Origin of the sequence: Chitinophaga polysaccharea, from assembly GCF_902150045.1 — a bacterium.
Taxonomy (GTDB): Bacteria; Bacteroidota; Bacteroidia; order Chitinophagales; family Chitinophagaceae; genus Chitinophaga; species Chitinophaga polysaccharea_A.
Genome location: NZ_CABFVU010000001.1, coordinates 1,773,380 through 1,786,813 on the forward strand (window position 1 = coordinate 1,773,380; position 13,434 = coordinate 1,786,813).

At 46.6% G+C, this 13,434-nt stretch carries 7 protein-coding genes; 1 reads left to right on the forward strand and 6 read right to left on the reverse strand.

The window, feature by feature from the left end:
• Positions 1-463 precede the first annotated feature (463 nt).
• Complete coding sequence (gene pbpC / locus FN124_RS07120) at positions 464-2,860, forward strand: penicillin-binding protein 1C (RefSeq protein ID WP_142684042.1); 2,397 nt, start codon at positions 464-466, stop codon at positions 2,858-2,860.
• Here pbpC and FN124_RS07125 read toward each other — a convergent pair whose 3' ends face one another.
• Genes FN124_RS07125 through FN124_RS07150 form a run of 6 tightly spaced genes read right to left on the reverse strand, consistent with a single transcriptional unit; the run spans position 2,861 to position 13,430 of the window.
• Positions 2,861-5,125, reverse strand: a complete 2,265-nt coding sequence (locus FN124_RS07125) for a GH92 family glycosyl hydrolase (protein WP_142684043.1) — start codon at positions 5,123-5,125, stop codon at positions 2,861-2,863.
• Positions 5,126-5,150: 25 nt separating this feature from the next.
• Complete coding sequence (locus FN124_RS07130; RefSeq protein ID WP_221887745.1) at positions 5,151-7,154, reverse strand: FAD-dependent oxidoreductase; 2,004 nt, start codon at positions 7,152-7,154, stop codon at positions 5,151-5,153.
• A 29-nt stretch (positions 7,155-7,183) separates the two neighbouring features.
• Positions 7,184-8,407: an MFS transporter gene (locus FN124_RS07135; protein ID WP_142684045.1), complete on the reverse strand. Its 1,224-nt coding sequence runs from the start codon at positions 8,405-8,407 to the stop codon at positions 7,184-7,186.
• A gap of 13 nt (positions 8,408-8,420) precedes the next feature.
• A complete protein-coding gene (locus FN124_RS07140; protein ID WP_142684046.1) occupies positions 8,421-10,112 on the reverse strand; it encodes a GxGYxYP domain-containing protein in 1,692 nt (563 codons plus the stop codon).
• A 2-nt stretch (positions 10,113-10,114) separates the two neighbouring features.
• Positions 10,115-11,725 (reverse strand): FAD-dependent oxidoreductase, encoded by a 1,611-nt coding sequence (locus FN124_RS07145; protein WP_142684047.1) that lies wholly within the window; start codon positions 11,723-11,725, stop codon positions 10,115-10,117.
• 1 nt (position 11,726) lies between these two features.
• Positions 11,727-13,430, reverse strand: a complete 1,704-nt coding sequence (locus tag FN124_RS07150) for a RagB/SusD family nutrient uptake outer membrane protein (RefSeq protein ID WP_185937120.1) — start codon at positions 13,428-13,430, stop codon at positions 11,727-11,729.
• Positions 13,431-13,434 lie beyond the last annotated feature (4 nt).

Below are 13,434 nucleotides of genomic sequence, written 5' to 3' on the forward strand. Positions count from 1 at the left end.
CAGATAGATAAATTACAGCTACAACTAAGAGCCGGAACTTATAACATAGCCCGCTGTAACGCGACTACTCGGCACCTTTGCTGCTCCCGGCGGTATGCTCTTCTGATATTGTTAAACCGGTTAACTATGTGCAGCGCCGGTAGTGGTAACCGTGAATTACCTGCGTATGCCTTTCAGCTCTCAATGGTATCCGCCTCCGATGCCAATGATCTGTGCGAGGTAGCCTGTATTAAAACACTGGAAACATTCCTCCGGGTAGATCAACGGATAAACAGAATAAGTTCTATTGCATTACAGATAATGCTCAAACCTTGTGGATTGCTTAAACAAATTGGCTCTTCCTACCCGGTCACTCCGGAGCCATATATCTTCACAAAATTCTATCTTTCGGGGAATAACAGCCAACCGCACATCAGCTCAAAACAATCAATTAACCTATCTTTGAACGCGCATAAAAAAAGTAATGAAGTACGATAACCTTAAACAATGGTGCATCAAAAAAAAGTGGTGGCTTACCGGTGCCGCTGTTATACTCATTGCCTATTACTTTTGTTTACCCAAACAACTGTTTACCAGCCCTACTTCTTATGTGCTGGAAGACAGTAACGGCGATCTGCTGAACGCAAGCATCGCGCCGGACGGTCAATGGCGCTTTCCTTATAATGCGCATGTACCGGATAAATTCGAAAAATGTATTGTAGCTTATGAAGATAAACGCTTTTATTACCACTGGGGGATAGATCCTATTGCTATAGGCAGGGCGATTAACCAAAACGCAAGGGGCAGAAAAGTGGTAAGCGGTGGCAGCACGCTCACCATGCAGGTAATACGGCTGTCGCGCAACCAGCCACGTAATATCTGGCAGAAAATAACGGAAGCGGTACTGGCCACCCGGTTGGAATTTGCAGCTTCTAAAAAGAAAATTATTGCCTTATATGCAGCCAACGCCCCTTTCGGCGGCAACGTTGTTGGGCTGGAAGCGGCTGCCTGGCGGTATTATGGCCGCAAAGCCGATCTGTTGTCGTGGGGTGAAATGGCAGCGCTGGCAGTATTGCCTAACAGCCCCGCACTGGTACACCCGGGCCGCAACAGGGTAACGTTACTGAATAAACGAAACCAGCTCCTGAACAAACTATACCACCAGCATACCATCGACAGCATTACCTGCCAGCTGGCCAAAATGGAGCCCTTGCCTGATCAGCCATTACCCCTGCCTCAGGAAGCTCCGCATATGCTGGACCTGTTCCGCCGCGACTACCAGCAACAGCAAACAAACGAACCTACACGCATCAAAACCACACTACTGGCAGATCTGCAGCACAATGCCACAGCCATCGCCGAACGGTATCATAATAGCTATAAAGCCAATGGCATCAACAACGCAGCCGTACTGGTGCTGGATGTGGAAACCGGCAATACCCTTGCCTATGTAGGAAATATTTATCATCCTTCAGATCCGGAGCTGGAAAGCCATGTAGACATTATACAGGCAAGGAGAAGCCCCGGCAGTACGCTCAAGCCTGTATTATACGCCGCTATGCTCAACGACGGGCTTATATTGCCCAATACGCTGATCCCTGATATTCCTACGCAAATAGCCGGCTATACCCCTCAGAACTTCGACCTGGGATATGATGGCGCCGTTCCTGCCTCCCGTGCACTGGCCCGGTCGCTCAATATCCCCGCAGTGCGCATGCTGCAGCAGTACCGCTATGAGCGGTTTCATTCCCTGTTACAGAAAATGGGGATCACTACACTGAATAAACCAGCCGATCATTATGGGCTGTCACTCATCCTTGGCGGCGGGGAAACCACCCTATGGGAAATGTGCGGCATGTATGCCAGCATGGCCCGCACGCTGCTGCACATGGATCAATATAAGGGTAAATATGATATGGACGATATTCATCCGCCCAACTACCGGCTTAATACCCGTTATCCTTCGAAATACGGATTAAGCAAAGATGGCCTGCTGGATGCAGGTTCTATCTGGTATGCCTTCCAGGCCATGACTGAAGTAATGCGGCCTGGCGAAGAACTGCTGTGGCAACAGTTCTCTTCTTCACAACGCATTGCCTGGAAAACAGGTACCAGTTTTGGTTTCCGTGATGGATGGGCCATCGGTGTAACGCCTCAGTATGTAGTAGGCGTATGGGTAGGAAATGCCGATGGGGAGGGGCGCCCCGGCCTCATAGGCGTATCTACTGCTGCGCCCATCCTGTTCGATGTATTCCGCTTACTGCATACCAGCGGCTGGTTTGATCCACCTTACCAGCAGATGAAAAAAATTGAGGTATGCCGCAAAAGCGGCTACCGTGCCGGTGAGCTATGTGAGGAAAAAGATTCCATTTATGTGCCTGCAGCAGGTATCAGGGCAGGCGTATGTCCCTATCATCAGCTGGTTCATCTCGACAGAACCGGCCAGTGGCGTGTAACGGAAGCCTGCGAATCTCCATCGCTCATGCAGCACAAATCGTGGTTTGTATTGCCGCCTTCACAGGAATATTACTACCGCAGTAAAAATTATTACCAGCAATTACCGCCCTATAAACCCGACTGCCTGGCTTCACTGGGGCTGGACAAGGCACCCATGGAACTGATTTATCCAAGGCCCGGCGCACGTATATTCGTTCCCGTTGAAATCGACGGAAAACCCGGTCAAACTATTTTTACCGCCACACACCGCAACAATGCCACGAAAATATTCTGGCATCTCGACAACAAATTTATTGGGGCCACCACGGAGTTTCATCAGATGGCCCTGCACCCCGCCGCCGGAAAACATACTATTACGCTGGTAGATGAAAACGGGGAGCGGATTGAACAAACATTTGAAATTTTGGATAAGGAAAGGGAATAACTATTTACTAAATGAATAAGGATAAGCGGATTTATCTGTCCCACGGCTCTTGTCAGGTACGGCAGACATTTTCACTTTCATACTTCCTCCTTTCTGCAACTCATTGTAACTGATCCAGTTTTTGTGATAAGCTTTGCCGTTTAGTTGCACAGACCTGACATACCGGTTCATGACATCATTATCCGTTGTCTTAATAATAAAATTTTTCCCGTTCTGCAGGTGAAGCGTAGCCTTTTTAAACAATGGCGCACCCAGCACATACTGATCCGTAGCAGGACAAACAGGATAAAAACCCAGTGCCGAAAAGATATACCAGGAAGATGTTTGCCCATTATCTTCATCGCCGCAATAACCATCGGGAGTGGGAAGATAGAGCCTATTCATCACCTCCCGCACCCAGTACTGTGTTTTCCATGGTTCGCCGGCATAGTTGTACAGGTATATCATATGTTGAATGGGCTGGTTGCCATGCGCATACTGTCCGATGTTCATTACCTGCATTTCCCTTATTTCATGGATAACCTTCTTATAGTAACTTTCATCGAATACAGGAGGCATGTTAAAAACGGAATCCAGCATACTGCTAAACATCCGTTCTCCGCCCATTAAATCTATAAGCCCCTGTATGTCATGGAATACGCTCCAGCTATAATGCCAGCTGTTCCCTTCTGTAAAAGCTCCGCCCCATTTCACAGGACTGAACGGAGCCTGGAAGCTGCCATCTGTATTTTTCCCCCGCATTAATCCCGAAGAAGCATCAAACAGGTGGCGATAATTCTGACAACGTTTTGCATAAAGATCAATTTCCTCCTGCGGACGTTTTAATGCCTTTGCTAACTGGTAAATAGTAAAATCATCGTAGGCATATTCCAACGTTCTGGCGGCACTTTCATTAATACCGGCATCAAAAGGTACATAGCCCAGCCTGTTATAGAACGCTACCCCTTTACGGCCTACTGCCGTCATCGGGCCTTCGTTGTTGGCATCTTTTAAAAGTGCCTGGTATAATGTATCAATGTCATATCCACGTATTCCTTTCAGATATGCATCTGCCACTACGGAAGCGGAGTTATTACCCACCATAATATTCCGGTAACCGGGACTGCTCCATTCAGGCAGCCAGCCTCCTTCTTTATAGGCATTCACCAATCCTTCCTGCATCTCTCTGTTTATATCAGGATACAGCAGGTTCAATAAAGGATACAAGGAACGGAAAGTATCCCAAAAACCTGTACCAGCATAGAGCTTACCGGGCATTACTTTCCCGTTATAAGGACTGTAATGGACAATCTCACCTGCAGCATCAATTTCATAATGCCTCTGCGGGAAAAGCATACAGCGGTAAAGGCAGGAATAAAATGTGGCTGTTTGTTTATCCGAACCGCCTTCTATCGTCACTCTATCCAGATATTTATTCCAGGTGTCCCTTGCATGTTGCTTTACCGTCTCAAAATTATCTCCTGCTATTTCCCGTTGCAGGTTCAATTCTGCCTGCGCCGGGCTGATAAAAGAAGATGCCGCTTTAACATTTACCGGCGTGCCTTTCCCTGTAGGGAAACCAATAACGGCGCCTGTATGACCTGCACTTGCTTCCAGCAGATCTTTTATTAACGCACCATCCTTCCAGAGATAGGAAACGGTGAATGGCCGGTCGAAAAGGAGTACAAAATAATCCCTGAAATTACCGGGCACACCACCTTTATTCCTGGTGGTATAACCAATGATCTTTCTTTCTCCCGGGATAATTTTTATGTAAGACCCCATGTCCATAGCATCTACTACCACAAATGCACTGTCGGTAGCAGGATAGGTAAAACGGAAAGCTGCAGCCCTTTCCGTAGGCGCAATCTCTGTTTTTATATCATAATCGGCCAGGTATACACTGTAATAATAAGGCGTTGCAATTTCCGCTTTGTGGGAAAACCAGCTGCCCCTGTCGGCCTCCTTAAATACCGCACGCCTGGTGATAGGCATAATTGAAAATTGCCCGTAATCATTCATCCAGGGCGAAGGTTGGTGGGTTTGTTTGAAACCTACAATTTTAGCAGCGTCATAAGTATAGGTCCATCCGTCGCCCATTTTGCCGGTTTGAGGTGTCCAGAAATTCATGCCCCAGGGTACGGCAATGGCAGGATAGGTGTTACCGTTTGATAAATCATGACTGGAAGCCGTTCCTACCAGTGGATTCACAAAGGAAACGGGATCCTGCGCCATTGAGATACTGCATATCAACCATCCGCACACATATAAAAATAGTTGCTTCATTCTTCGTACTTACATTAAGTGAATATTAGTGCGCGGGCACCAGCAATACAGCATCCGCTACAATTACGCCTCCGGCTTCCCTGTTGGAAATGGTTACCCCTGCTTTTTTGCCTTCCGGTAGATTGAATTTCCCCAGATGTACCCATTCTCCGCTGGTTTGACCGTTAACGATCACCTTCTCTTTTACAATCGTTATTTCTTTAGACTGCCTGCCATCAAAAACGGTCACTTTAGTAGCGGGAGATATATTGTTGATTCTCGGCAGCACATATGTATAAATATCATAGCTTCCGCTCTTCTTCACTTCAGGTATAAATTTTACAGATTTGGGCTGGTCGTTCACAGCAGAATAAAAAGCTGAGGGGCCATAGGTGCCTCCTTTTTTCAGAGCCCATTTACCGGTTATTTCCACGTGGGCGGTATCTTCATTATCTACCAGTATTTCCGGTGTGCTGCCGTTCAGCAGGGGATCGGAGGCCAGCAGCAATTGTATCTTTTTTACATCTACCTGTTGAACGGTAGTTCGCCCATCCACTGCAAACACGGCAGCAATCGCAGCTGATTGACCCAGTACCATGAACACTGGTTCCATCCTGATGGACCCGTAACCAATATGACTGGCAGATAAGCAAACCGGCACCAGTAAATTCTTACATTCATTTTCTTTAGGTGTTAATGAGCGGTAGGCAATAGGATAGGGGCCGGCGCCACCTTTTTCCACATCGCCTTCATTCTTCACCATTCCGTTTATCACAAGCCGTTGCGTATTATGTGAATCCATACCGTAAGCCGCCATGCCTATACCATCTGTTACTATTTCCTTCCGCTCGCAGTTGGCTTGTGTCATTACATAAGCGCCACGCATCCTGCGGGCTTCCCTGATATACATTTGCGGGCTCCAGTGGCCGTTATCTGCATATTCATCTTTCGGATATCCCCAGTTCAGCATAAACCGGCGTACGCTATCCGGGATACGCGGATCATGCCCTATAAAATACAGCAGGCCCTTGTTATACAATTCATGTTCCTTCTGGATCCTTTCCCTGGTGGCATAATCGCCATCCGGGTAATCCCAGTTCCTGCCTATCATATCTGTAGAAAAACCACCGCCATTGTTGATATCCGTTTTATGATTAGGCATCAGGTCAAATTTCAGTATCTCCCTGATATCATTTGGTGCGGTAAGCTTTGCAATGTATCGGGGTAGTAACTCGTAGCGACTGGAATCATAATCTTCCGGGCGGGTAATAGGTATCCTGTTGGCAGGATCATCTGTTAAACAAATCCGGAAATTATATGCCTGCACATGGTTATCGCCACTGCCTATGGGCGCCAGTACAGCATTGCTGATGCCCCATAATAAGCCACTGGATGGATCGCCGGGTATCTTATACGGATCTACCCCATCAGGCACCTGGTTGCCATGCTGAGGAGTGGCAGGCGGCTGCACCTGTACGCCATTGTACGATTCGTTGTAAACAGCGGAAGATTCCCTTCCTACCATATAAGACACGCCGGCCCTTGCCATCAGGTCGCCTTCATATGAACAGTCAATAAAAACGGTTGCACGGATAACTTTTTGCTGCCTGGACGGAGCCTGTGCATCTTCCAGCGTGATCTCCTTTATAAAACCATCTTTCTTTACTGCTGATACAATCCTCGACCGGTAAAGCACCCGCACACCGGCTTCCCGGATGTACTGCATAAACACATCTTCCGCTACATGTGGCTCAAATACCCAGGATTCAAACTGACCATAATGCTTGCCCACCCTGCGGTAAAAGTCGATTCCCAAACCGGTTACAGCATATTTGTTACCGATATCAGTATATCCCAATCCCCCGGATGACATGCCGCCAAGATGTTTTCCAGGTTCGATCAACAACACCGACTTCCCCATTTTTTTCGCTGCATATGCCGCTATTACACCACCGGAGGTACCACCATACACGCATATGTCATAAGCTTGCTGCGCTTTTGCAGTCATTGAAAAAATAAGCGCTACCAAAAGAAAGTTTCTTTTCTTCATCATTTATATGTTTTGAAGAGATAATAATTTTATTCTGTGTAGTTGAGATCCTTTGAAAAAGTTTCTTCCATCTTCCAAACCGCAAGCAATGCAAGCAGGATCGTAACAATGCCTACCAGGCCCGCGGCGGCGGTAACTCCATAAAGGTTTTTCAACAGCAAAAAAGCAGGTGTAAAAATATTTACGCTCCCACGCACAAAATTGGGAACAGTAGTGGCTACCGTGGCCCGCATATTAGTACCGAATTGCTCCGCCGCGATAGTTACAAACAAAGCCCAGTAACCAATGGCATACCCCTGTAAGCCGCATAAAGTATAGAAAACGGCCACACTCTGTGATCGCTGGCTTAGGTAAACAATTATTGCCAGACAGGTTAGCATCACAAAAATAAATACCGTTTTTCTCCTGCTCTGCAAATACTGGCTTAGCAAACCACTGCTCATATCGCCTAGTGAAAGCCCTATATAACAGAACATCACCGCTTTACCTGCTTCCACGGGAACTGTGAGCCCTATTGCCTTTCCGAACTCCGGCGAAAAAGTGATCAGGATGCCGATAACGAACCAGATAGGCAACCCTATCATTATACATCTCAGGTATTTAAAAAATATTCTGGGAGAAGAAAATAAAGAGAAGAAATTACCCCGCGATTTGTTTTCCTTCTTCACTTCTTTAAAAATCCCGGATTCAAACACGTTAAACCGGAGCACCAGTAATGCCAGTCCTAATCCGCCACCTATAAAGTAAGCGATCTTCCAGTTGAACATATCTGCAATAAAATAGGCCAGCACCGCTCCTAATACGCCCACCGAAGCCACAATAGCAGTTCCATAACCCCTTATCTCCTTTGGAAGTATTTCCGCTACCAGTGTAATACCTGCGCCTAGTTCTCCGGCAAGCCCTATTCCTGCTATAAAACGCAGCAGGGCATACTGATCTACTGTTGTTACAAAACCATTGAGAATATTTGCCACCGAGTATAGCAGGATGGAACCAAACAATACAGACAATCGCCCTTTTTTATCTCCTGTAATCCCCCATAAAATTCCGCCCAGCAGCATTCCTGCCATCTGCATATTGATCAGGTAGATGCCCTGTTCCATCAGTTCACCGTCAGCCACCTGCAGGGCCTTTAAACTTGGAACACGCACAATGCTGAACAGCAACAGGTCGTAGATATCAACAAAATAGCCCAATGCCGCTACAATCACCGGTATGGAAAGCAGCTGGCCTGCCCTTGTATTTTTTTGCATAATGTTTCGCTGATTATTGATGAATCCCGGCTGCTTTAAGCGTTTCTGCAGGATTATGCCGCATCCTGATCCGCCATAAAAGCTCTTCAATGGAAACCACCTTTGTTCTTTTATCAAGAAGATCTTTGGTCCATTTCACCGGTGTTACGCCGCGTTCGGCGGCAGTGTTTTTTTTATCTTTTGCAACAATCGAATGATGTGTAATACTATCACTGAAATATGACCAGGCATGTACAATGGTCCAGTTCAGTTGTTGATTACCGGAAGAGGATGCATTGTCTTCGTTTATCCAGCCTGCCACCTGCACCGGGTCTCCTGAGCCTTTTCCGCTGAGATTGGCCCATAGCTGGTATTTACAGGTAGCTACAGGGATCTCTGTCCCTTTCTTATTTTTTACCCAGAAAACTTTTCCATCACCACCGTTATAGGGCGAGTACTGCACCGCTATCATGCCTGTAAGATCTTCTATCTCTTCAGCATATACCCGGTAAGCTTCCAGGGCTTCTTCACCGGAAACATCTTTACAGATAAATCCAAAAACCTTTGTGCCTGTTATTTTCATTTGTGTATTGATCATGCCCGCATATTCACGGAGCAGCTTTTCCCTGTCGGGCCTTAACCTGGCAAAGAGATCGGGATAATAATAGCCGCCACCGTATTCCACTACCGCGGTACGCCCCGGTTGTGTTTTTACGAGGTAATTATATACATCACTGCCAGCCTGGGAAAGGTTAAGTACGCAGCTGGTGAACGACATGGGGATGCTTTCATTGTATGGATTGCTCCAGTAATCCTTGTTGTCAGGAAAATTACCAAAGGTCCATTGCATGTTATCTCCATCGCTCATTACAAAGGCGTGATAATTAGCATGTTCCTGCCAGTTAATATCTTGCGGGTTGAGTGTGCGAACCTGCGGTAGCTTATTGGATGGTGGTATCGACAATAAAGGCAGGTTCATACACCAATCCGAAGCTGTATTAATGAGCCCCCAGCTGGTGCATGGCTCTATGTGTTTAAACTCTTCCCCTGCATTCCAGCCTATTACGGGCGACAACGGCTTTACCCATTTGACAACAGATTGAAACAGCGTATCAATCCCATAATACACCACACTTTTTTGAGCAATTGCATAGTCCCTGTTATTGGAATAATCCGGGTTACCTATCACCAGCAGGTGAGGATTCAGCTTAGGCAACAATTGTTTGAGCACAGCAGCATCTAAAACCGTGCGTGTGGCATCGTATAATTTTTTCAGACCTTTGCTCCTGGCCGTGGCTTCCTGTGTCACATCTATCAGAATACCTCTTTCCAGTGCAGCATACATGGTGGCCAGGTTCACGGAATTATCCCTCCTGCTGAAATCATACAGGATATAGCCTTTGATAATGCCTCTTGCCTTGTACCTGTCAACCAGTTGCCAGAGCGTGAAGGTGCCTGGCACTCTGGCTTTTAATCTTCTTACCAGCGAATAAAAATAAGTATTGTAAATGGCGTTAGTGGTTTCAATCCATACGCCTTCATCGCCTGTACCATTATTTAATGCCTGTGCAGCCAGGCCGGCAACAGATTGTGCCAAGTTCATTTCAGGCATATTGGAAGAATGCTGTATGCCGGCAACTACAATTGAACGGGGCGCTTTTTGCTCCGGCCACCAGCCCGCATGGGCCGGTAGCCAGCACAATAATAAAAAAGCAAATGATCGCATACTTAGTCGATTGATGCCGGCGCAGGCAGGTCGCTGAGCTCTTTTATTTTTGATTCCAGCTTAACGCCTTGTTGCGCCAGTTTACTGCCCAATACTTTTGTATCTACATCCTGCACAGCTTTATTCTCCTTAATAGCCAATACTGCGGCTTCCCCGGCTGCCTGGCCCATGATCATATACTGCGGCTCCATCCGGATAGTAGCATATACCACATGGCTGGTAGATATACATACGGTTACCAGCAGGTTGGAAATTTCTTTCCTCCTGGGCAGCAATACACGGTAAGGTATCTGGTAAGGAATATGTTTCATGCGCTCCGGCTCGGTACGTTGCAGTCCGCCTTCATATTTTAGGCGGCCTTTGCTATCGGCATAGCCCTGTACCCGGTGCACATCCAGCCCGTAAGAGCCCAGGCCTACCGGATCGGGTTTCTGCATTTCTGAAATTACATCTTTCTGTGTCATCACCCAGTCGCCGATCATACGGCGGGCTTCACGCACATACAATTCATAGGGCCAGTTATTGTTATCTGCAAATTCATCCTTCGATAATCCCCACTGGTTAACTACGTCCCTGAATTCAGCAGGCAGGCGTGGATCATTTGCCAGGAAATAAACATACCCGGCTACATAATTGATATGGTCCCGCCATATCTCTGCACGGCGTTTGTAGGAGCCATCAGGATAATCCCAGTTACCGCCCACATAATCAGCGGTATTAAGATCTACTTTATTGTTGGGAATTTTGCCCATGCCGGGAAATAATTTTGCTGCTGCTGTTGCGGCGCCCAGTTTATTAATGGCGTCCATGGTGGAATAGTACAGCTCAATGTACCTGGCCGGATCATAATTTGCCGGTTTCGGATATGGCACTTTGTTCTCTTTATTGTTGGTAAGGGAAAGTCTGAAATTATAAGCCTGCGTTTTTTTATCACCTGCTCCTATGGGGCCCGGAGGCGCAGGCTGAATACCTGGTAACAACTTACCGTTTTCATACGCGCTCCTGGTTCCGGACCCTTCGCGGATACCGGCAGAATATTCATCATACTCACTCTGCGCTTCCCTGCCAACAATATAGGATACACCGGAAAACGCCATCAGGTCACCTTCATAGGTAGCGTCAATAAATACTTTGGCGGAAAAGGAGGCGCCGTTTTCCATGGTGATCTCGGTTATCTTACCTTCTTTCTTTTTCACACCATTCTTTTCCTTCAGGCGGTGATCAATAAATACAGCGACATTAGCTTCTTTCACCATATCATTTAATATTTTTTCTGCCACATGCGGTTCAGGAAACCAGGCCACGGTATCTGTCAGACCATAATATTTACCACAGCGCTGGTACAGTTCTTTGGCATATCCGCCGATCACATCTTTACGTCCGAGATCAGTTGCTGAAAGGCCACCTGACACCATACCGCCCAGATGTTTTTTAGGTTCAAGTATAGCTACTTTAAGCCCTTCGCGGGCAGCGGCAACAGCTGCCATCACGCCTGATGCCGTACCGCCGTACACTACCACATCGTACGCCTGTGGCGCCTTATTGCCGGCCATTACGAAACACGGGAAGATCATTCCAATGACCCATTTGATTAATACGCTTCTTACTTTCATCTTAATAATTCGGGTTTTGTTTAAAATTTTCTTTATTGGTAGACAGATCTATTTCGGATTGCGGAATAGGGAACAGGTAATGTTTTGCCGGGTCAAAGCTGGTAGCCGTATTTACAATTTTTGTATTTGCGGGATCCCGGTTCTTTTTCAGAAATACTTCAAACCTGCCGGTGCGCGCCAGGTCGAACCAGCGCTGAAATTCAAAGCACAGTTCACGGGCACGCTCCATCAATATTTCATCTGTGGTGATATCCGCTGCGGTGTAATCATTGAAGCCCGGAGTTTCGGTAGCGGTAATAGGAGCGCCGCTGGCATTAAGGCCACGGGCGCGTTGCCGTACTTTATTAATAGCGGCCAGTCCTTCTGCGGAAATAGTCCCGTTCATTTTATAATCCGCTTCTGCAAACATCAGCAACACGTCTGCAAACCGCAGCACTATCACATTATTAGGACAATTGGAATACAGGTACTGCGAAGTGGTTTGCCAGTTGGCGCCCCAGCGGTATTTAGTAACGCCGCAACGCCCCAGGATTGTTTGGTTATAGGCATCCGGTGTATAAGGGGAAGTCCAGATATACGTTAATTTGGAAGGTGCATTATTAGCCACATTGATCATAGAATCGGAAAGGTTCCATACTCTTCTTTTATCGTAATCCACATCCTTCAGGCTTTTCTTGTAGTAGGTATAAAATTTCGGCACATACACGAGGTTATTCACACCGGCCATGGAATTGGTATAGTAGAGCGGGTTCCCGTTCACCATTCCCCCTGTATAGGCCATACCATATTCTTTGGTCCATTGTGTGCCATAAGGAACTACTGAGCTGAACTGCAGCTCAAACAACGATTCCCTGTTTATATTCTTGTTCTCGATTTTAAACACATCCCCGTAAACAGGCAGCAGATCAGCGCCACTATTATCCTTTATATCTTTTAGTGTTTTCCATGCCTTTGTATACAGGGCTTTTACGTCCATCTCAATATCTTTGTAGCCGTCTACCTTACCGGTTTGCTTGGTAAGCGCTGTTTCCTTTGCAGACGCCATTGTGAGATAAACCCTTCCCAGTAATGCTTTAGCCGCCCACTGATTGGCATGGCCGTCATTTGTTTTTTGTGTTGTAAGCACACCATCCTCCGCAGCAAAGGTGAGATCACTGAGAATGAAATCGTATACTTCTTTTAACGGCCGCCGCGGAAGACCATAATCAAACTTGCCGCTGATAGGTTTATCTATAATGGGAATATCACCAAAAGCCTGTACCAGCCTAAAGTATACAAAAGCGCGTATAAAGCGGGCTTCTCCTGTAATCACTTTCCGGTCGGCATCTGAAATAGTGGTAAGTTTAGCAGCAGCATCTATAACAATGTTGGCCCTTGCCGCAATTTCATAATGCCTGATCCAATACTCATAGATCGATCCTTCACTTACAGAGAAGGTGTAACGATCGAAATTGAAACGCACGCCTGAAGTGCCTTTGAACATAGCTTCATCGGTTCCTATTTCCGTCATGAACAGCGGGGTATTGGTATATACACCGAACAGGTCTTTTGCAGAAGAATACATTCCTACAATGCCCGCATCCAATGTAGCTTTATCTACAAAAAAGTTATCCGTTGTATATTGGGTCTGCGGTTTTTCTTCCAGGAATTTTTTGCAGGAAGAAAAGAATACAATTGCACACGCAAGTATAATAGCTGATCTCATAATC

Excerpts from the sequence above, each read along its gene's own strand:
- FN124_RS07150 (WP_185937120.1), bottom strand. The coding sequence starts at position 13,430 with ATGAGATCAGCTATTATACTTGCGTGTGCAATTGTATTCTTTTCTTCC.
- FN124_RS07140 (WP_142684046.1), bottom strand. The coding sequence starts at position 10,112 with ATGCGATCATTTGCTTTTTTATTATTGTGCTGGCTACCGGCCCATGCG.
- pbpC (WP_142684042.1), top strand. The coding sequence starts at position 464 with ATGAAGTACGATAACCTTAAACAATGGTGCATCAAAAAAAAGTGGTGG.
- FN124_RS07145 (WP_142684047.1), bottom strand. The coding sequence starts at position 11,725 with ATGAAAGTAAGAAGCGTATTAATCAAATGGGTCATTGGAATGATCTTC.
- FN124_RS07135 (WP_142684045.1), bottom strand. The coding sequence starts at position 8,407 with ATGCAAAAAAATACAAGGGCAGGCCAGCTGCTTTCCATACCGGTGATT.
- FN124_RS07125 (WP_142684043.1), bottom strand. The coding sequence starts at position 5,125 with ATGAAGCAACTATTTTTATATGTGTGCGGATGGTTGATATGCAGTATC.
- FN124_RS07130 (WP_221887745.1), bottom strand. The coding sequence starts at position 7,154 with ATGAAGAAAAGAAACTTTCTTTTGGTAGCGCTTATTTTTTCAATGACT.